Origin of the sequence: Cellulomonas sp. ICMP 17802, from assembly GCF_041295535.1 — a bacterium.
Classification (GTDB): domain Bacteria; phylum Actinomycetota; class Actinomycetes; order Actinomycetales; family Cellulomonadaceae; genus Cellulomonas.
The window spans coordinates 1-20,820 of record NZ_JBGFQZ010000021.1; the positions used below are offsets into that span (position 1 = coordinate 1).

Below are 20,820 nucleotides of genomic sequence, written 5' to 3' on the forward strand. Positions count from 1 at the left end.
AGCACGTCGACGCCGAGGGTGTCCAGGACGACGGCGATGGGGCTGGCGACGGAGAAGCTGCCGTCGTCCTCGCCGGCCCAGAGCAGCCCGACGACGGTCCCGTCCTCGGCGACGACCGCGGAGCCGGAGTCGCCCTCGGCCGAGAAGGCGTCGACGCCCTCGCCCGGCTCGATCCGGATCTGGTCGCGCAGGGTCTTCCACCCGATGCCGGGGCCGAAGTCGACGGAGGTGGTGTAGTCGGTGGAGGTGACGACGCCGCTGGTCAGGCCCGTGGTGCGCCCGCTCTTGCGCACGGCGGCGTCCTCGGCGGCCGGTCCGGAGCCGGTGACGGGGCCGATGCCGACGATGCCGGGCAGCCACGGCGCACCCGGCGCGAGCGCGACGACGGCCGCGTCGATCCGGTCGGTGAGGGCACCGCGGACCAGGGCCCCGATGCGGTCGTGCCGCGGGTCGCCGCCGTCGGCGAGGGCGGGCTGGATCCAGGTGCTGGCGACGTCCTCGAGCCCGTCACCCGCGGCGACGTGCCAGTTGGTGAGCCCGAACGTGCGGCCGGTGTGCCGCTCGTAGACCAGCACGCCGAGCGTCCCGTTGACCGACCGCAGCTGCGCCTGCCCGTCGATCGGGACCGTCACGGGCGTGGCCGGCCCCAGGCTGATCCCCCCGGCGAGTGGGCGGACGCGCTTGGACGGCTGAGGGGCGGCCGCGGCCCCGGCGAGCAGCCGGACGCGGTGCTCGACGATGTCCGTGGGGATCCCGTCGATCTCGCTCGGGATGCGCTCGCTGTCCGCGAGGTCGTCGTCCGCACGCTTGCGCTCCACGTGCACGACGATCGCCTGGCGACCGGTCGGTGAGCCGCCGGACCGCTTCTCGCCGATGTCGACCCCGACCACGCCCGGCCGGGCGATGAGCGCGTCCTCGACGGTGCGCTTGGTGGTGCGGATCTGGTCGCGGGTGTGCGAGGCGGGTGTGGGGTCCTGCTCAGTCATGGCGCGCTTCTCCTCAGCCGGTCGGGTGCTCGTCAGGAGCGGGTGAATCCGGGCCAGATACATCGGTCCGGAAGAAGAGTTCCAGAGATGTATCTGGCTGCCGAGAGCATGCTCCTCTCCGGCGACCCCGATCGGTGGGGTCGCCCGCGGGTGCTCGCGGGGGGACGGTCCGCGACGCGGGCGGTCCGGGGGCACCCGTGGGCGGCCGGATCGTCCTTGTCGGGGTTGTCAGGGTCGTCCTACTGTGTGCGGGGCGGCCGCCCGACGAGGCCGCCTGTGAGGGGTCCATGATGAGTGACGACCTGGTGGAGCCGGTGGACACCGAGCTCCGCAGCCAGGGTGAGGGGCTCGCCGACCAGGCGGCCCGCGCGGTGGTGGCCTACCGCGACGGAGACCGTGCTCCGCTCGCCGCCCTGGTGCAGGTGATGACCCCCCTGCTGTGGCACACGGTGCGCGCCCAGGGGGCCGACCCCGAGCTGGCGCAGGACATCGTGCAGAACACGTGGCTGACCCTCGTCCGGGACATCGAGTCGATCCGCGACCCCCGCGCGACCCTGCAGTGGATGCTCGTCACCGCCAAGCGGGCGGCGTGGCGCTCGGTACGCCGCAGCCGGGACGAGCTGGTCCGCCACGAGCAGGACGAGCACGTGACCGACTGGCTGGCGGCGCCGACCGACGACCTGCCCGACTCGGTGGCCGTCCGGAGCGAGCGCGACGAGGTGCTCTGGCGCCACGTCGCGGAGCTGCCCGACCGGTGCCGCCGGCTCCTCGGGCTGGTCGCGCTGGTCGACCGCCCCGACTACTCCATCGTCTCGAGGTCGCTCGGCATGCCCGTCGGCAGCATCGGCCCCACGCGCGGGCGCTGTCTCGCCAAGCTGCGCGTCGCGCTCGCCTCCGACCCCGCCTGGAGCATGTCATGAGCGCCGACGAGAAGACCCTCGCCCTGGTCGCCGCGGGCGGCCTCGACATCGACGACCTGCACATCCTCGAGCGGCTCGCGGCCATGGTCGAGATGGCGGACCCCGTCCCGGAGGGCCTGGTCGAGCGCATCGGGATGGCGCTGACCATCGAGGCCATGCACGCCGAGATCGCGGAGCTCCACCTCGTCGGCGAGCCCGCCCTCGCGGTCCGCGCCGACGAGGCGAGCATCGAGGCCGGCACGATCACGTTCACCACCGACGTGCTCACCGTGATGATCTCCGTGCACGCCGAGGCCGGCCGGGTCCGGGTCGACGGGTGGGCCGCCCCCGCGGGCGAGCTCTCGGTCGAGCTGCACCAGGGCGGCGAGGTGACCACGACGTCGTCCGACGCCGACGGACGCTTCTCGTTCTCCGACATCGAGCGCGGACCGGCACGGCTCGTGCTCCGCCGCCCGTCGGACCCGACGGTGCCCATCGTGACGCCGCAGATCGAGCTCTAGCGCAGATGACCGAATCCGGCGGTCCGGCGGCGGCCGGGCCGCCGAGTCTCGGCGCTCTCGTCGAGCAGGTGCAGCGGGCGGACGACGACAACGCGGAGGGCAGGCCCACCCGCGCGCGCCGGCGGCTGCGCCCGGCGCTGCGCGCGCTCGACGCGATGCCGACCACCCCCGAGGTGGCCCACTGGCGTGCCCGCGCCCTGATCGAGCTGGCCAAGTGCGACTTCGAGACCCGGGGTGGCCCGCGGCCGATGCTCGAGCGCCTCGACCAGATGCTGGCCGAGCAGGAGGCCGCGGGTGGCGGCTGGCCGGGGCTGCGGCCGGCGGTCGCCGGGCTGCGCGGGCTGCTCGCGCTGCGGGCCGGGCGGCAGGACGACGCCCTGCGCGAGCTGGACGTCGCGGTCGCGGCGTCCGACGAGGCCGACCCCATCGACGCGGTCCGCTCCCTGCTCAACCGCGGTGTCCTGCACATGGACCGGCGCGAGCTGACCGCCGCCCGCGCGGACCTCGCCGACTGTGCCCGGCGCGCGCGCCAGGCGGGCTTCGTCCGCCTCGTGTTCAAGGCGGAGCACAACCTCGGCTACCTCAGCTTCGTCGCCGGGCGCATGCCCGAGGCGCTCGCGGTCATGGAGGCGGCGGCCGCCATCCTGCCGGGCCCGCCGCGGCCGACCGCGATCCAGGACCGCGCCCGGGTGCTGCTCGAGGCCGGGCTGGTGGGTGTCGCGGACAGCACCCTGGCCGAGGCCGCCGCGCTGTTCGAGGAGCAGCACCTGCCGCACGACGTCGCCGAGTGCGAGCTCGGCCGGGCGGAGTGCGCCATGCTGCGCGGCGACCTGGTCGCGGCCCGCGAGTTCGCGGTGTCCGCCGAGCGCAGGTTCCGGCGCCGGGGCGACGACGCGTGGGTGATCCGGGCGTCGCTGCTCGCGCTGCAGGCCGACGCGGAGGCCTGCGCGGCGGCGCCCGACGGCGCGCACGTGCGGGCCCGGTGGGCGTCGCTCGCGCGGAGCGCGGGCCGCCTGGAGCAGATGTGCGTGAGCACGGGCCGCACCATCTGGGCCACGGCCGCGGCCTACGTGCGCATCGAGTCCGACGTCGCCCGCGGCGTGCTGCAGGACCCGGCTGCGGTGCTCGAGGCCCTCGGGCCGGTCCGGAACAGCGACCCGATCGCGGTCCGGCTGCACGGCCGCCGCATCCGGGCCATGCTCGCGCTCGAGGCCGGCGACCGGGAGCGCGCGGGCCGGTACGTCCGCGCAGGTCAGCGCGATCTCGGGCTGCACCGGTCGCGGTTCGGCTCGCTCGACCTGCGCACGGCGGGCGCGGTGCACGGGACGGGCCTGGCCGACCTCGACGTCTCCCTGGCGTTGGCCACGGGCCGGGCCGCGGCGGTGCTGGACGCGGCCGAGCGCGTGCGGTCGGTGATCGGCGGGACCCCGCGGGTCAACCCGCCCAGCGACCCCGTCTCCGCCGCGCTGCTCGAGGAGCTCCGGGAGCTGATCGACCAGAACCGCGGTGTCCGGCTGCGCGTGGGTGGCGACCCGCGCCTGGTCCGCGTCGAGCGCGAGGCGCAGCGCCTCAAGCACGAGATCCTCGCGCGGTCGTGGCACGAGCGCGGCCGCGCGGGCGGCGACCGTGCGGGCCGCTCGGTCGAGGTGCGACGGCGGCTGCGGGACCGGCCGGGCGGCGTCGTCCTCGACGTGCTCGAGCACCGCGGCGAGCTCCTGGCCGTCGAGGTCGGCGAGGACCGCACGGCGCTGCACCGCCTGGGGGAGGCCGCCGGCATCGCGGAGCTGGTCCGCCGGGTCCACGCCGACCTCGAGGTGACGGCCAACCCGCTGGTCCCGGCCGACCTGCGCGACGTCGCCCGGAACTCGCTGCGGCACGGCATGTCCGCGCTGCAGACGCGGCTGAGCCCGGCGCTGGAGGCCTCGGGCGAGCTCGTGGTCGTCGCGACCGGCTGGCTCGGCGTCCTGCCGTGGTCGATGCTGCCGTCGCGGATCGGCCGGCCGACCGTCGTCGCGCCGTCCGTGCACCACTGGATGACCTACGCCGGCACGCTCCAGGGCGTGCCGACGCGGGTGAGCGCGGCGGCCGGGCCCGGGCTGCAGCACGCCGAGACCGAGGCCGAGGAGATCGGTCGGCTGTGGCCGGGCGGCGAGGTCGTGGTGGGTGGCGAGGCGACGGTGTCGCGGATGATCGGGCTGCTGGGCGAGCCCGGCATCGTGCACCTCGCCGCGCACGGGCGGCACGAGCCCGACAACCCGCTGTTCTCGTCGGTGCGCATGGCGGACGGTCCGCTGTTCGCGCACGAGCTGGACTCCGGCGGCGGCTCGCCGGACCTCGTCCTGCTCTCCAGCTGCGAGGTCGGCCGCGCGAGCATCCGGGCCGGCGGCGAGGCGTTGGGGCTGGCCAGCGTGCTGCTGCGCACCGGCGTCGGCTGTGTCGTCGCCGCGGTGGCGCCCCTGCCAGACGAGACGGCGCTCAAGGTCATGACGCGCACCCACGCGCTCCTCCGGTCGGGGGTGCCCGTGGCCGTGGCCGTCGCGACGGCCACGGCCGAGGACGCCGCGGAGACCGGCGTGGTCGCGCCCCTGGTGTGCTTCGGCGCCCCGCTCTGAGCGTCAGCCGTGGTGGTGGGACCCCATGCCCGGCATGCCGGGCATCCCGGGTGCCGCAGCCCCCGCGTCGGTCGACGCCAGCCCCGGCACGGTGATCGTCGCCGCGAGCAGCGACCCGAGCGCGAGGACCCCGAGCCGGACGAGCGGGCCGGCGGACCGTCCCGACGGGCCGGGTCGCAGCCCGACCGCGAGGAGCACCGCGGCGCCGAGCTGCAGCACCGCGGCCGCCACGTCCGCCGGGCCGAGCGACCCGGTGACGGCCACCGCGGCGACCAGCCAGCCGACGGCGCCGCCGAGCAGGGTGGCCAGCGCGGCGCGGGGCAGCGGGGCCGGACCGCGGAGTGCGGCGACGGCCCAGCCGAGCTCGGCGACGCCGACGACCGCGAGGGCGACCCCGAGCCCGGGGTGGTGCCCCAGGTGCTCGGAGCCGAGGGCGATCAGGACCAGCCCGCCCCCCAGGGCGGCGTAGGCCGACCCGGTCCGTCCGACGAACGCCCGCGTGCCCTCCTGGGTGGCGAACGCCGGGACCGCCGGGGCGGCCGCCGGACGCACCGCGTGCGTGGTCATGCTCACGCCGTCCGCGCGCCGGTGCCCACCGTCTGGTCGGCCTTGTCGGCGGCGAGGCCGACGCCGAGCAGCAGGATCGCGCTGGCGAAGTGCAGAACGTTGTCGGCGCCGTTCAGGGCGAGGATGTTCGCGCCGGAGCCGACGAGGAACAGGCCGAGCACGCCCACCAGCAGGTAGACGGCGCCGATCGTGGTGTTCGTGCCCTTGGCGGCGCGCACGGAGGTGCGGGCGGCCACCAGCAGGGCCGCGCCGATGAGCAGGTGCACGATGTTGTGCAGCGGGTTGACGTCGAACACGATCAGCGGCCGGCCCTCGGTGGCGGCGAACGAGACGCCGCCGGTGACGGCGAAGCCGGCGAGGCCGACGAGCAGGTAGACGATGCCGAAGACGGTGCCGACGAGGCGGTTCGGGGACTGGGACACGGGGGTCCTCCTTCTGGAGCCGGGTACGTGCGTACGGGCAGGGTTCGCAGCGGGCGGCCGTCCGGATGGGACCGGATTTGGAGGACCTCGCCGCGGTGACGTACCCTCGGGTCATCCAAAGACCGCCGGTCGTCGGTCCGTCGTGCGCACACCAGTGCGTGTGTCGGTCCGCCCGAAGTCCCGCAGCAGCGGAGGCCAGCGCAGGTGAGAGTTCCCGGAAGGCTCGGTGCTGCCGAGCCGCCTGACGAGCCCCGCGCCTGCGCGGGGCTCTTTCGTTTGTGGGGCGTGACGACTGGTGGCACCACCATCGGAAGGATTGCCATGGCGAGGCCGGACAAGGCAGCCGCTGTCGCGGAGCTCACGGACCTGTTCCGTGACAGCAACGCGGCCGTGCTGACCGAGTACCGCGGGCTCACCGTCGCGCAGCTCAAGAAGCTGCGCAAGGCGCTCAGCGGCAACGCAACCTACGCCGTGGTGAAGAACACGCTGACCGCGATCGCGGCCAAGGATGCCGGCCTCGAGGGCCTCGACGACGTGCTTGCGGGCCCGTCGGCGATCGCCTTCGTCTCCGGTGACCCGGTCGAGGCCGCCAAGGGACTGCGTGACTTCGCCAAGGCGAACCCCGCACTGGTCATCAAGGGCGGTGTCCTCGAGGGACGCGCCCTGACCGCTGCGGACGTCACCAAGCTCGCGGACCTCGAGTCCCGCGAGGTGCTGCTGGCCAAGGCTGCCGGCGTGTTCAAGGCGTCGCTGTTCCAGGCGGCGTACCTGTTCACGGCGCCCGCCGCACAGGCCGCGCGCACCATCGACGCCCTGCGCCTCAAGCGCGAGGAGTCGGCCGAGGTCGCAGCCTGAGCCATCCGGCACAGGCGCTCACAAACCCCCTGCCCGAGCCGGCCACCACGGCCGCCGGGCGCTGAACGGAAGGAACCGCCATCATGGCGAAGCTCACCACCACCGAGCTCATCGACGCGTTCAAGGAGCTCTCCCTCATCGAGCTCTCCGAGTTCGTGAAGGCGTTCGAGGAGACCTTCGAGGTCACCGCTGCCGCTCCGGTCGCCGTCGCGGCCCCCGCCGGCGCCGGTGGCGCTGCCGAGGTCGAGGCCGAGGAGGAGAAGGACTCGTTCGACGTCGTTCTCGAGGCCGCGGGCGAGAAGAAGATCCAGGTCATCAAGGAGGTGCGTGCCCTCACGAGCCTGGGCCTCAAGGAGGCCAAGGACCTCGTCGACGCCGCCCCCAAGGCCGTCCTGGAGGGTGTCAACAAGGAGGCCGCCGAGAAGGCCAAGGCGACCCTCGAGGGCGCCGGCGCCACGGTCACCCTCAAGTGATCACCGCCTCCGGCAGGGTCGGTGCGCCGACCGGCCGGAGGTAGGGGAGCGACGCTCCCGCAGCTGGTCGACGAGGCCCGCGTCCCGATGACGGACTCGGGCCTCGTCGCTTGTCTGACCAGCCACGACGTGGTCCGTCCACAGCCGGACGGGGGTCCAGGCTTTCGCCGGCCCGCCGGGTGTGCCACCATGTGCGCGGCGACAACGTCGTCGCCGGACGGGCGGAGCCGCCTGTTCGTACCGGACGCCTCGTGGCCGGTCACCCACCTCGGTGGGGGACTCCAGGAGGTGTCGATGCCGGGTGGACTTTGACACCGCGGCCGAGTATGCTAGCGCTTTGCGCTGGCCTGTGCCCGCGATCCCGTATAACCCGAGCCCACCTTCGTCGTTCGTACACGACGTCGCCAGGCTCGCCGGCCGGGGGATCGCGCCTAGCCAGGACCAGTGCAGCGTGCACTCGATCCGCTGGGAAGGACCCCTCTTTTGGCTGCCTCGCGCACCCCTTCTGCTCCGACCGCCGACGCCATCGCGAACCGCACCGCCTCTCGCCGTATCTCCTTCGCCAAGATCCACGAGCCCCTCGAGGTCCCGGACCTGCTCGGTCTGCAGACGGAGAGCTTCGACTGGCTGCTCGGTAACGAGAAGTGGCAGGGCCGTGTGGCCAAGGCCCTCGAGGCCGGACGTCAGGACGTTCCCGAGACCGCTGGTCTCGAGGAGATCTTCGAGGAGATCTCGCCTATCGAGGACTTCGGCGGATCCATGTCGCTGTCGTTCCGCGAGCACCGCTTCGAGCCGCCGAAGTACACGGCCGAGGAGTGCAAGGAGAAGGACTTCACCTTCGCCGCGCCGCTGTTCGTCACGGCGGAGTTCGTCAACTACACCACCGGCGAGATCAAGAGCCAGACGGTCTTCATGGGTGACTTCCCGCTCATGACCGAGCGCGGCACCTTCATCATCAACGGCACCGAGCGCGTGGTCGTCTCGCAGCTCGTCCGTTCGCCCGGCGTGTACTTCGAGCGCACCGCCGACAAGACGTCCGACAAGGACGTCCTCACGGCCAAGGTCATCCCGAGCCGCGGCGCCTGGCTCGAGTTCGAGATCGACAAGCGCGACAACGTCGGCGTGCGCGTCGACCGCAAGCGCAAGCAGAACGCCACGGTGCTGCTCAAGGCCCTCGGCATGACGGATGCGGAGATCCGCGAGGAGTTTGCGGCGTACCCCGCCGTCATCGACACGCTGGACAAGGACCACGTCCAGACGCAGGACGAGGCGCTGCTCGACCTCTACCGCAAGATCCGCCCGGGCGAGCCGCCCACGGTCGAGGCCGGCCGCGCGCTCATCGAGAACTTCTACTTCAACCCGAAGCGCTACGACCTCGCCAAGGTCGGCCGCTACAAGCTGAACAAGAAGCTCGGCCTGGACGTCCCGCTCGCGGACTCGGTCCTGTCGCGTGATGACGTCGTCGCCACCATCAAGTACCTCGCGTCGCTGCACATCGACCTGCCGACCCTGCCGGGCACGCGTGCCGGCGAGGCCGTCGAGATCCGCGTCGAGCCCGACGACATCGACCACTTCGGCAACCGTCGCATCCGCGCGGTCGGCGAGCTCATCCAGAACCAGGTCCGCACGGGCCTGTCGCGGATGGAGCGCGTCGTGCGCGAGCGCATGACGACGCAGGACGTCGAGGCGATCACGCCGCAGACCCTGATCAACATCCGCCCCGTGGTGGCGTCGATCAAGGAGTTCTTCGGCACGTCGCAGCTGTCGCAGTTCATGGACCAGAACAACCCCCTCGCGGGCCTGACGCACAAGCGTCGCCTGTCCGCGCTGGGCCCGGGTGGCCTGTCCCGCGACCGCGCCGGCATGGAGGTCCGTGACGTCCACCCGTCGCACTACGGCCGCATGTGCCCGATCGAGACCCCTGAGGGCCCGAACATCGGCCTCATCGGCTCGCTCGCCACGTACGGGCGGATCAACCCGTTCGGCTTCGTCGAGACGCCGTACCGCAAGGTCATCAAGGGCAAGGTCTCGGACGAGGTCCACTACCTGACGGCCGACGACGAGGACCGCCACGTCATCGCGCAGGCGAACGCCCCGCTCAAGGCGAACGGCTCCTTCGAGGAGGACCGCGTCCTGGTCCGCGTCAAGGGCGGCGAGATCGAGTACGTCGCCGGCGAGGCCGTCGACTACATGGACGTCTCCCCGCGCCAGATGGTGTCGGTGGCCACGGCCCTGATCCCGTTCCTCGAGCACGACGACGCCAACCGTGCCCTCATGGGTGCCAACATGCAGCGCCAGGCCGTCCCGCTGGTCCGTTCCGAGGCCCCGCTCGTGGGCACCGGCATGGAGCGTCGCGCGGCCATCGACGCGGGCGACGTCATCGTCGCGACGAAGCCGGGTGTCGTCACCGAGGTGTCGGCCGACCTGATCGTCGTCGCCAACGACGACGCCACCACGTCGACGTACCGCGTCGCCAAGTTCCGTCGCTCGAACCAGGGCACCTCGTACAACCAGCGCGTGCTGGTCGACACCGGCGCCCGCGTCGAGGTCAACTCGGTGCTCGCCGACGGCCCGGCCACGGACGAGGGCGAGCTCGCGCTCGGCCGCAACCTGCTGGTCGCGTTCATGTCGTGGGAGGGCCACAACTACGAGGACGCGATCATCCTGTCGCAGCGCCTCGTGCAGGACGACGTGCTCTCCTCGATCCACATCGAGGAGCACGAGGTCGACGCGCGCGACACCAAGCTCGGCCCGGAGGAGATCACGCGGGACATCCCGAACGTCTCCGAGGAGGTCCTCGCGGACCTGGACGAGCGCGGCATCATCCGCATCGGCGCCGAGGTCGCGGCGGGCGACATCCTCGTCGGCAAGGTCACGCCCAAGGGCGAGACCGAGCTGACCCCCGAGGAGCGCCTGCTCCGCGCGATCTTCGGCGAGAAGGCGCGCGAGGTCCGCGACACGTCGCTCAAGGTCCCGCACGGCGAGTCCGGCACGGTCATCGAGGTCCGCACGTTCAGCCGGGAGGACGGCGACGAGCTGCCCGCCGGCGTGAACGAGCTCGTCCGCGTGTACATCGCGCAGCGCCGCAAGATCACGGACGGCGACAAGCTCGCCGGCCGCCACGGCAACAAGGGCGTCATCTCCAAGATCCTGCCGGTCGAGGACATGCCGTTCCTCGCCGACGGCACCGCGGTCGACGTCGTCCTCAACCCGCTCGGCGTGCCCGGCCGCATGAACGTCGGCCAGGTCCTCGAGACGCACCTCGGCTGGGTGGCCAAGCAGGGCTGGGACATCCAGCTCGCCGAGGGCGACGTCTCGTGGCGGGACGACGTCCCGGCCATCGCCGCGTCGTCGCCGGCCGGCAACCCGGTCGCGACGCCCGTGTTCGACGGTGTCCCGGAGACGACCCTCACCGGTCTGCTCTCGGCCACGCTGCCGAACCGTGACGGCGAGCGCACCGTGGGCGGTGACGGCAAGGCGCGCCTGTTCGACGGGCGCTCCGGCGAGCCGTTCCCGGAGCCAGTCGCGGTCGGCTACATGTACATCCTCAAGCTGCACCACCTCGTCGACGACAAGATCCACGCACGCTCCACGGGTCCGTACTCGATGATCACGCAGCAGCCGCTGGGTGGTAAGGCGCAGTTCGGTGGCCAGCGGTTCGGCGAGATGGAGGTCTGGGCCCTGGAGGCGTACGGCGCCGCCTACACGCTGCAGGAGCTCCTCACCATCAAGTCGGACGACGTCCCCGGCCGCGTCAAGGTGTACGAGGCGATCGTCAAGGGGGAGAACATCCCCGACTCGGGCATCCCGGAGTCCTTCAAGGTGCTCCTCAAGGAGATGCAGTCGCTCTGCCTGAACGTGGAGGTGCTCTCCTCGGACGGCGTCTCCATCGACATGAAGGAGAACGACGACGAGGTCTACCGCGCAGCGGAGGAGCTCGGCATCGACCTGTCCCGGCGCCCGAACGCCAGCAGCGTCGAAGAGATCTGACGTCGAGCCTGCCGCCCTTCCGTGAAGGGTGGGCGGCGGGCCCGCACCCTTAGCAACATTTCCGTTCAGCTGGTGCACACCGGCAAGCGAAGGAAGTAGGACCCCCCTTGCTCGACGTCAACGTCTTCGACGAGCTGCGTATCGGCCTTGCCTCGGCCGACGACATCCGTGCCTGGTCGCACGGTGAGGTGAAGAAGCCCGAGACCATCAACTACCGGACCCTGAAGCCGGAGAAGGATGGCCTGTTCTGCGAGAAGATCTTCGGTCCCACCCGGGACTGGGAGTGCTACTGCGGCAAGTACAAGCGCGTGCGCTTCAAGGGCATCATCTGCGAGCGCTGCGGCGTCGAGGTGACCCGCTCGAAGGTCCGTCGTGAGCGCATGGGCCACATCGAGCTCGCCGCGCCCGTCACGCACATCTGGTTCTTCAAGGGTGTGCCGTCGCGGCTCGGCTACCTGCTCGACCTCGCCCCGAAGGACCTCGAGAAGGTCATCTACTTCGCGGCCTACATGATCACGTGGGTCGACGTCGACGGCCGGCACGAGGACCTCCCCAACCTCCAGAACGGGATCGACCTGGAGAAGAAGGAGATCTCGGACCGCCGCGACAACGACATCAACACCCGCGCCACCAAGCTCGAGGCCGACCTGGCCGAGCTGGAGGCCGAGGGTGCCAAGGCCGACGCCCGCCGCAAGGTGCGCGACTCGGCCGAGCGCGAGATGGCTCAGCTGCGCAAGCGTGCCGACCTCGAGCTCGACCGCCTGGACCAGGTCTGGGACCGGTTCAAGAACCTCAAGGTCGCGGACCTCGAGGGCGACGAGATGCTCTACCGCCAGCTCCAGGACCGGTACGGCAACTACTTCGAGGGCTCGATGGGCGCCGCGGCGATCCAGAAGCGCCTCGAGGCGTTCGACCTCGAGGCCGAGTCCGACTCGCTGCGCGAGATCATCAAGACCGGCAAGGGCCAGCGCAAGACGCGTGCCCTCAAGCGCCTGAAGGTCGTCAACGCGTTCCTCACGACGACCAACTCGCCCACCGGCATGGTGCTCGACGCCGTCCCGGTCATCCCGCCGGACCTGCGTCCGATGGTCCAGCTCGACGGTGGCCGGTTCGCCACCTCGGACCTGAACGACCTGTACCGCCGCGTGATCAACCGGAACAACCGCCTCAAGCGGCTGCTCGACCTCGGCGCGCCCGAGATCATCGTCAACAACGAGAAGCGGATGCTCCAGGAGGCCGTCGACTCGCTGTTCGACAACGGCCGCCGCGGTCGTCCGGTGACGGGTCCGGGCAACCGCCCGCTCAAGTCCATCTCGGACATGCTCAAGGGCAAGCAGGGTCGGTTCCGCCAGAACCTGCTCGGCAAGCGCGTCGACTACTCGGGCCGTTCGGTCATCGTCGTCGGCCCGCAGCTCAAGCTCCACCAGTGCGGCCTGCCCAAGCAGATGGCGCTGGAGCTCTTCAAGCCGTTCGTGATGAAGCGCCTGGTCGACCTGAACCACGCGCAGAACATCAAGTCGGCCAAGCGCATGGTCGAGCGCGCCCGTCCCGTCGTCTGGGACGTGCTCGAGGAGGTCATCACGGAGCACCCGGTGCTGCTCAACCGCGCACCCACGCTGCACCGTCTGGGCATCCAGGCGTTCGAGCCCCAGCTGGTCGAGGGCAAGGCGATCCACCTGCACCCGCTCGTCTGCGCCGCGTTCAACGCGGACTTCGACGGTGACCAGATGGCCGTCCACCTGCCCCTGAGCGCCGAGGCGCAGGCCGAGGCCCGCATCCTCATGCTCTCGAGCAACAACATCCTCAAGCCGTCGGACGGTCGTCCGGTGACCATGCCCTCGCAGGACATGATCATCGGCCTGTACCACCTGACCAACGACAAGGACGAGGCGCTCGGCGCCGGCCGCGCGTTCAGCACGGTCTCCGAGGCGATCATGGCGTTCGACCAGGGTTCCCTGGACCTCAACGCCGTGGTGAAGATCCGCTTCGACGACCTGGTCCTGGCCGAGGAGGACGCGCCCGAGGGCTGGACCGAGGGCGACGCGCTGCTCTTCGAGACGACCCTGGGTCGTGCGCTGTTCAACGAGCTGCTGCCCGTGGACTACCCGTACGAGAACGGCGTCGTCGACAAGAAGCGTCTCTCGGTCATCGTCAACGACCTGGCCGAGCGCTACCCCAAGGTCGAGGTCGCTGCCTCGCTGGACGCGCTGAAGGAGGCCGGCTTCCGCTGGGCCACCCGCTCGGGCGTCACGATCTCCATCTCGGACGTCGCGACCCCGTCGGCCAAGGCGGCCATCCTCGAGGCGCACGAGGCGCGCGCGGCGAAGGTGCAGGGCCAGTACGAGAAGGGCCTCATCACCGACGACGAGCGTCGCCAGGAGCTCATCGAGATCTGGACGCAGGCCACCGACAAGGTCGCCGACGCGATGCGGGAGAACTTCCCGCGCCAGAACACCGTCTACAAGATGGTCGGCTCGGGTGCGCGCGGTAACTGGATGCAGGTCCGCCAGATCGCCGGTATGCGTGGCCTCGTGGCCAACCCGAAGGGCGAGATCATCCCGCGCCCGATCAAGTCGAACTACCGCGAGGGGCTGTCGGTCCTCGAGTACTTCATCGCGACGCACGGTGCCCGCAAGGGTCTGGCGGACACCGCTCTGCGGACCGCCGACTCGGGCTACCTGACCCGTCGTCTGGTGGACGTCTCGCAGGACGTCATCGTCCGTGAGGACGACTGCGGCACCGAGCGTGGTCTGACCATGCCGATCGGCGTGCCGGGGACGGACGGCGCCCTGCGTCGTCACGACAAGGTCGAGACGAGCGTCTACTCGCGCACGCTGGCGAGCGACGTCGAGGTCGACGGCGAGATCATCGGCCACGCCGGTGACGACGTCGGTGACGTGCTGCTCGACCGCCTCCTCGAGGCGGGCGTCGACACCCTGAAGATCCGCTCGGTGCTCACCTGCGAGTCCCGCGTCGGCACCTGCGCGCGCTGCTACGGCCGTTCGCTGGCCACCGGCAAGCTCGTCGACATCGGCGAGGCCGTCGGCATCATCGCGGCCCAGTCGATCGGTGAGCCCGGCACGCAGCTGACGATGCGTACCTTCCACACCGGTGGTGTGGCGTCGGCCGACGACATCACGCAGGGTCTGCCGCGTGTCCAGGAGCTCTTCGAGGCCCGCACCCCCAAGGGTGAGGCGCCCATCGCGGAGTTCTCGGGCCGCATCGCGGTCGAGGAGGGTGACCGTTCGCGTCGCCTCGTCCTCACGCCGGACGACGGCTCGGAGGAGATCGCCTACCCGATCACCAAGCGCTCGCGCCTGCTGGTCACCGACGGCGACCACGTCTCCGTGGGCACCCAGCTGGTCCAGGGTGCGGTCGACCCGAAGAAGGTCCTGCGCATCCTCGGCCCGCGTGCCACGCAGAAGCACCTGGTCGACGAGGTGCAGGTCGTCTACTCGTCGCAGGGTGTGGACATCCACGACAAGCACATCGAGGTCATCGTGCGGCAGATGCTGCGTCGCGTGACGGTCCTCGACTCCGGCACCACCGACCTGCTGCCCGGCGAGCTCGCCGAGCGTGGGCGCTTCGAGGACGCGAACCGCGCTGCGGTGTCCGAGGGCGGCCAGCCGGCCTCGGGCCGTCCGGAGCTCATGGGCATCACGAAGGCGTCGCTCGCGACCGACTCGTGGCTGTCGGCGGCCTCCTTCCAGGAGACCACCCGGGTGCTCACCGAGGCCGCGATGTCGGGTCGGTCCGACCCGCTGCTCGGCCTCAAGGAGAACGTCATCCTCGGCAAGCTCATCCCGGCCGGCACGGGCCTGCCCCGCTACGGCAACATCGCGGTCGAGCCCACCGAGGAGGCCAAGGCCGAGCTGTACCCGACCTTCGGCTACGACGAGATCGACTTCCCCGCCCTGGGCCTCGGCTCGGGCGAGGCGATCCCGCTCGAGGACATCGACTTCGGCGACTACCGCTGACGGCAGCTGCTCTCACCCCGAGGGGGTCCACCGTCCGCGGTGGGCCCCCTCGGGCCTTTCGTCCCGCGCCCGGGAATCGGCCGGGGCGCACCCTTGTTGTGCAGGTGTCCGCGTCCCTGGCCGATGGCAGCGGCTGTGGTCAGCCGCTTTGACGCCCCACCGGGCGCCAGGTAACGTAGGACACCGTGCCCGCGCCGTCGGGCTCTCGCGCATGCACTCGGTGGACGCCTCCTGCTCTGGGATGGTGCGTCCGGGAGCATCGGGTGGTTTCCCCCACCGCGCCGTCTCTCCGTCAAGGCAACCTTGCGGACTGCGGTGCGGAGGAGTGGGGCGACACGCCCGGGCGCGGGGGTCGGTTCGGGACGTACGACCTGCGGGGTAGTCGCGCGACGGGCGACGAACCCCGACCATGCCGGCCGTCCAGGGTGACGGGTGCCGGTCGACCAGAGATTCATCCAACAGACGGAGACGTAGTGCCTACGATCCAGCAGCTGGTCCGCAAGGGCCGGCAGGCGAAGACGAACAAGTCGAAGACGCCTGCCCTCAAGGGCTCCCCCCAGCGACGCGGTGTCTGCACCCGCGTCTACACCACGACCCCGAAGAAGCCGAACTCCGCGCTCCGCAAGGTCGCGCGCGTCCGCCTCTCGAGCCAGGTCGAGGTCACCGCGTACATCCCCGGTGTCGGTCACAACCTGCAGGAGCACTCGATCGTGCTCGTGCGCGGTGGCCGTGTGAAGGACCTCCCGGGTGTCCGCTACAAGATCGTCCGTGGTGCCCTCGACACGCAGGGCGTCAAGAACCGTAAGCAGGCGCGCAGCCGCTACGGCGCGAAGAAGGTGGGCTGATGCCTCGCAAGGGTCCGGCCCCCAAGCGGCCGCTCGTCATCGACCCCGTCTACGGGTCCCCGGTCGTCACGCAGCTGATCAACAAGGTCCTGCTCGACGGCAAGAAGTCCGTCGCGGAGCACATCGTCTACGGCGCCCTCGAGGGCGTGCGTGAGAAGACGCAGGGCGACCCGGTGGTCGTGCTCAAGCGCGCGCTGGACAACGTCCGCCCGTCGCTCGAGGTGCGTTCGCGCCGCGTCGGTGGTGCGACCTACCAGGTCCCCGTCGAGGTGCGCCCGGTCCGTCAGACCACCCTCGCGCTGCGCTGGCTCACCGACTACTCGCGCGCTCGCCGCGAGAAGACGATGACCGAGCGCCTCATGAACGAGATCCTCGACGCGTCCAACGGCCTCGGTGCCGCGGTCAAGCGTCGCGAGGACATGCACAAGATGGCCGAGTCCAACAAGGCCTTCGCGCACTACCGCTGGTAATCCCGGCACCCACGGGCGCTGCGCCGCCGGTCCGATCCTCGGGCCGGACCGGTGGCGCCACCCAAGCCAACCGACAAGGGGCAACTCACGTGGCACTGGATGTGCTGACGGACCTCACGAAGGTCCGCAACATCGGCATCATGGCTCACATCGATGCCGGCAAGACGACGACCACCGAGCGGATCCTGTTCTACACCGGGGTCAACTACAAGATCGGTGAGACGCACGACGGTGCGTCGACGATGGACTGGATGGAGCAGGAGCAGGAGCGCGGCATCACGATCACGTCCGCCGCGACGACCTGCTACTGGCACGACAACCAGATCAACATCATCGACACCCCGGGCCACGTGGACTTCACGGTCGAGGTCGAGCGCTCGCTGCGCGTCCTCGACGGTGCCGTCGCCGTCTTCGACGGCAAGGAGGGCGTGGAGCCCCAGTCGGAGACCGTCTGGCGTCAGGCCGACAAGTACGACGTCCCGCGCATCTGCTTCGTCAACAAGATGGACAAGCTCGGCGCGGACTTCTACTTCACCGTCGACACGATCGTGAACCGCCTCAAGGCCAAGCCGCTGGTCATCCAGCTGCCCATCGGCTCCGAGAACGACTTCATCGGCGTCGTCGACCTGGTCACCATGCGTGCCCTCGTCTGGCGCGGCGAGACCGCCCTGGGCGAGAAGTACGAGGTCGAGGACATCCCGGCCGACCTGGTCGAGAAGGCGGACCAGTACCGGGCCGAGCTGCTCGAGGCCGTCGCCGAGACGGACGACGAGCTGCTCGAGAAGTTCCTCGGTGGCGAGGAGCTGACGATCGCCGAGATCAAGGCCGGCATCCGCAAGCTCACCGTCGCGTCCGAGGCCTACCCGGTCCTGTGCGGCTCGGCGTTCAAGAACAAGGGCGTCCAGCCCATGCTCGACGCCGTCATCGACTACCTGCCGACGCCCCTGGACGTCCCGGCGGTCGAGGGCCACGACATGAAGGACCCCGAGCTCGTCGTCGAGCGCCACCCCGACTCGACGGAGCCGTTCTCGGCCCTCGCGTTCAAGGTCGCCTCGCACCCGTTCTTCGGCAAGCTCACCTACGTCCGGGTGTACTCGGGCAAGGTGGCGCAGGGCGCCCAGGTGCTCAACTCGACCAAGAACAAGAAGGAGCGCATCGGGAAGCTCTTCCAGATGCACTCCAACAAGGAGAACCCGGTCGAGGACGCCACGGCGGGCCACATCTACGCGTTCATCGGTCTCAAGGACGTCACCACGGGCGACACCCTGTGCGACCCGGCCTCGCCGGTCGTGCTCGAGTCCATGACGTTCCCGGAGCCGGTCATCGACGTCGCCATCGAGCCGAAGACGAAGGGTGACCAGGAGAAGCTCTCCGTGGCCATCCAGAAGCTGGCCGAGGAGGACCCGACCTTCCGCGTCAAGCACGACGAGGAGACCGGCCAGACCGTCATCGGCGGCATGGGCGAGCTCCACCTCGACATCCTCGTGGACCGCATGCGTCGCGAGTTCAAGGTCGAGGCCAACGTCGGCAAGCCGCAGGTCGCGTACCGCGAGACGATCCGTCGCTCGGTCGAGAAGATCGACTACGTGCACAAGAAGCAGACCGGTGGCTCGGGCCAGTACGCGAAGGTCCAGATGACCTTCGAGCCGCTGGACCCCGCCGAGGGCGAGCTCTACGAGTTCTCGAACAAGGTCACCGGTGGCCGCATCCCGCGCGAGTACATCCCGTCGGTCGACGCCGGCATCCAGAGCGCGATGCAGCTCGGCGTCCTCGCGGGCTTCCCGCTCGTGGGCGTCAAGGCGATCCTGCTCGACGGTGCCGCGCACGACGTCGACTCCTCGGAGATGGCGTTCAAGATCGCGGGCTCGATGATCCTCAAGGAAGCGGTCCGCAAGGCCGACCCGGTTCTGCTGGAGCCGGTCATGGCCGTCGAGGTCCGTACTCCTGAGGAGTACATGGGTGACGTCATCGGCGACATCAACTCGCGCCGCGGCATGATCCAGTCCATGGAGGACGCGACGGGCGTGAAGGTCATTCGCGCCCAGGTCCCCCTTTCCGAGATGTTCGGGTACGTCGGTGACCTGCGGTCGAAGACCCAGGGTCGCGCGGTGTACTCGATGCAGTTCGACAGCTACGCCGAGGTTCCTCGGAACGTTGCCGACGAGATCATCAAGAAGACCCGGGGCGAGTAGTCCCACAGGTCGAAACCTGTAGTTCCATCACACAAACCGACCCGTAGGACGCCGCACCAAGCAGCTACCGTCCGGTAGCTGCACACGTCGGCCAATCTCTACCAAGTCCTGAGGAGGACACCCAGTGGGCAAGGCGAAGTTCGAGCGGACGAAGCCGCACGTCAACATCGGCACCATCGGCCACGTCGACCACGGCAAGACGACGCTGACCGCTGCCATCTCGAAGGTGCTGCACGACAAGTACCCCGACCTGAACCCCTTCACGCCTTTCGACGAGATCGACAAGGCGCCCGAGGAGAAGCAGCGCGGCATCACCATCAACATCGCGCACGTGGAGTACCAGACGGAGAAGCGTCACTACGCTCACGTCGACGCTCCGGGTCACGCGGACTACATCAAGAACATGATCACGGGTGCGGCGCAGATGGACGGCGCCATCCTCGTGGTCGCGGCGACCGACGGCCCCATGGCCCAGACGCGTGAGCACGTCCTGCTCGCCCGTCAGGTCGGCGTGCCCTACCTGCTCGTCGCGCTGAACAAGACCGACATGGTCGACGACGAGGAGATCCTGGAGCTCGTCGAGGTCGAGGTGCGCGAGCTCCTCTCGGCCCAGGGCTTCGACGGCGACGACGTCCCCGTCGTGCGCGTCTCCGGCCTGAAGGCCCTCGAGGGCGACCCGATCTGGGTCAAGTCCGTGCAGGACCTGCTGGACGCTGTCGACGAGAACGTCCCGGACCCGGTCCGCGACATCGACAAGCCGTTCCTCATGCCCATCGAGGACGTCTTCACGATCACCGGTCGTGGCACGGTCGTCACCGGTCGCGTGGAGCGCGGCAAGCTCAAGGTGAACGAGGAGGTGGAGATCGTCGGCATCAAGGAGAAGGCGATCAAGACCACGGTCACCGGCGTCGAGATGTTCCGCAAGCTGCTCGACTACGCCGAGGCCGGCGAGAACGTCGGTCTGCTCCTGCGTGGTACGAAGCGCGAGGAGGTCGAGCGCGGCCAGGTCGTCGTCAAGCCCGGCTCGATCACGCCGCACACCGAGTTCGAGGGCCAGGTCTACATCCTGGCCAAGGACGAGGGTGGCCGTCACAACCCGTTCTACGGGAACTACCGCCCCCAGTTCTACTTCCGCACCACCGACGTCACCGGCGTCATCACGCTGCCCGAGGGCACCGAGATGGTCATGCCCGGCGACAACACCGAGATCCACGTGAACCTCATCCAGCCCATCGCGATGGAGGAGGGCCTCGGCTTCGCCATCCGCGAGGGTGGCCGCACCGTCGGCTCGGGCAAGGTCATCAAGATCATCAAGTGACGCGAGCCCCTCGGGGCAGCTGATCTGACGGAAGGGCCCGGGAGCTTCGGCTCCCGGGCCCTTCTGTCGTCTGCGGGCGGACCCGGGCTCAGCCCGAGTCCGGGTAGCCGGCGCGGCCGTCCCCGTCGAGGTCGGTGCACAGGCCGTGGGCCTCGGCGGCGCCCAGGTCGGCGACGCAGTCGGCGTAGCCCTCGATGTAGCGGAACGTGCCGTCGTCCGCGCCGGTCGCGTCGGTGCAGTCGGGGGAGCCGTCGGCGGGGTCGCAGGGCTCGCCCGGGACCGGGCTCGTCGAGGGGGTGGGCGCGGGAGCCGTCGGCGTCGTCCCCCGGTCGGTCGTCGCGGAGGCCGTCGTCGACGGGCTCGTCGTGGCCGATCGGGCGGGGTCCGGCCCGGCGGGCGACTGCGTGCAGCCGACGAGCACGAGGGCCGCGGCCGCGAGCCCGATCGCGCGGGCACCCAGTCGTTCCATGGGGGGCACGGTATCCGCCCCGGGGCGCCGCGCCCAGGACCGGGGGAGCCTGTCGCCCGCGGGGCCGTCCGGCGGGGCCCGCTGTGCGGGAGATCACGCGGATCTGGGCGCCGGGTGTGACGGAGGCGATTGGAGTTCCCGCGCGCACTCTGGCACACTGTTCAGGTTGCCTAGTTGAGGGCGGCGCGTTTGCGCGCGCGGCACACGACAGGGCTCACACACGT

14 protein-coding genes and 1 pseudogene are annotated in these 20,820 nt (G+C 70.6%); 11 read left to right on the forward strand and 4 right to left on the reverse strand.

Annotated elements, in window-relative coordinates:
* Positions 1-986, reverse strand: a pseudogene (locus AB5970_RS14205) (peptidase S32); the annotation flags it as partial.
* 290 nt (positions 987-1,276) lie between these two features.
* Here AB5970_RS14205 and AB5970_RS14210 point away from each other — a divergent pair.
* Genes AB5970_RS14210 through AB5970_RS14220 form a run of 3 tightly spaced genes read left to right on the forward strand, consistent with a single transcriptional unit; the run spans position 1,277 to position 5,018 of the window.
* Positions 1,277-1,906 carry an RNA polymerase sigma factor gene (locus AB5970_RS14210; protein WP_370504606.1) on the forward strand — a complete coding sequence of 210 codons (630 nt, stop codon included), beginning with the start codon at positions 1,277-1,279 and terminating at the stop codon, positions 1,904-1,906.
* Positions 1,903-2,406 carry a carboxypeptidase regulatory-like domain-containing protein gene (locus AB5970_RS14215; RefSeq protein WP_370504607.1) on the forward strand — a complete coding sequence of 168 codons (504 nt, stop codon included), beginning with the start codon at positions 1,903-1,905 and terminating at the stop codon, positions 2,404-2,406. The genes AB5970_RS14210 and AB5970_RS14215 overlap by 4 nt, the downstream gene beginning before the upstream one ends.
* 5 nt (positions 2,407-2,411) lie before the next feature.
* A complete protein-coding gene (locus AB5970_RS14220; protein ID WP_370504608.1) occupies positions 2,412-5,018 on the forward strand; it encodes a CHAT domain-containing protein in 2,607 nt (868 codons plus the stop codon).
* A 3-nt stretch (positions 5,019-5,021) separates the two neighbouring features.
* Here AB5970_RS14220 and AB5970_RS14225 read toward each other — a convergent pair whose 3' ends face one another.
* Both AB5970_RS14225 and AB5970_RS14230 read right to left on the reverse strand, forming a co-directional pair.
* On the reverse strand, positions 5,022-5,585 hold the full coding sequence (locus AB5970_RS14225) for a hypothetical protein (protein ID WP_370504609.1): 564 nt from the start codon (positions 5,583-5,585) through the stop codon (positions 5,022-5,024).
* Positions 5,586-5,587: 2 nt separating this feature from the next.
* On the reverse strand, positions 5,588-6,007 hold the full coding sequence (locus AB5970_RS14230; protein WP_370504610.1) for a DUF4383 domain-containing protein: 420 nt from the start codon (positions 6,005-6,007) through the stop codon (positions 5,588-5,590).
* A 321-nt stretch (positions 6,008-6,328) separates the two neighbouring features.
* Between AB5970_RS14230 and rplJ the strand changes: the two genes are divergently transcribed.
* From rplJ to tuf, 8 genes are all read left to right on the forward strand, one after another.
* Positions 6,329-6,862 carry a 50S ribosomal protein L10 gene (gene rplJ, locus AB5970_RS14235; protein WP_370504611.1) on the forward strand — a complete coding sequence of 178 codons (534 nt, stop codon included), beginning with the start codon at positions 6,329-6,331 and terminating at the stop codon, positions 6,860-6,862.
* 83 nt (positions 6,863-6,945) lie between these two features.
* Positions 6,946-7,335 carry a 50S ribosomal protein L7/L12 gene (rplL, locus tag AB5970_RS14240; RefSeq protein ID WP_370504612.1) on the forward strand — a complete coding sequence of 130 codons (390 nt, stop codon included), beginning with the start codon at positions 6,946-6,948 and terminating at the stop codon, positions 7,333-7,335.
* 483 nt (positions 7,336-7,818) lie between these two features.
* A complete protein-coding gene (gene rpoB / locus AB5970_RS14245; protein ID WP_370504613.1) occupies positions 7,819-11,325 on the forward strand; it encodes a DNA-directed RNA polymerase subunit beta in 3,507 nt (1,168 codons plus the stop codon).
* Between the two features lie 107 nt (positions 11,326-11,432).
* Positions 11,433-15,302, forward strand: coding sequence for a DNA-directed RNA polymerase subunit beta' (locus AB5970_RS14250; RefSeq protein WP_370504614.1), 3,870 nt, complete (start codon positions 11,433-11,435; stop codon positions 15,300-15,302).
* A gap of 473 nt (positions 15,303-15,775) precedes the next feature.
* On the forward strand, positions 15,776-16,147 hold the full coding sequence (gene rpsL / locus AB5970_RS14255) for a 30S ribosomal protein S12 (RefSeq protein WP_013770160.1): 372 nt from the start codon (positions 15,776-15,778) through the stop codon (positions 16,145-16,147).
* The gene (rpsG, locus tag AB5970_RS14260; RefSeq protein ID WP_028045072.1) at positions 16,147-16,617 is read left to right on the forward strand and encodes a 30S ribosomal protein S7; all 471 of its coding nucleotides are present in this window, start codon (positions 16,147-16,149) and stop codon (positions 16,615-16,617) included. Before rpsL ends, rpsG begins: the two co-directional genes overlap by 1 nt.
* An 89-nt stretch (positions 16,618-16,706) precedes the next feature.
* Entirely contained in the window at positions 16,707-18,809 is a 2,103-nt protein-coding gene (gene fusA / locus AB5970_RS14265) for an elongation factor G (RefSeq protein WP_370504615.1), read from the forward strand.
* A gap of 124 nt (positions 18,810-18,933) precedes the next feature.
* Positions 18,934-20,127, forward strand: a complete 1,194-nt coding sequence (tuf, locus tag AB5970_RS14270) for an elongation factor Tu (RefSeq protein WP_370504616.1) — start codon at positions 18,934-18,936, stop codon at positions 20,125-20,127.
* 88 nt (positions 20,128-20,215) lie between these two features.
* On the opposite strand, the gene AB5970_RS14275 is transcribed toward tuf, so the two are convergent.
* Positions 20,216-20,596 carry a hypothetical protein gene (locus AB5970_RS14275; protein ID WP_370504617.1) on the reverse strand — a complete coding sequence of 127 codons (381 nt, stop codon included), beginning with the start codon at positions 20,594-20,596 and terminating at the stop codon, positions 20,216-20,218.
* Between the last annotated feature and the right edge of the window lie 224 nt (positions 20,597-20,820).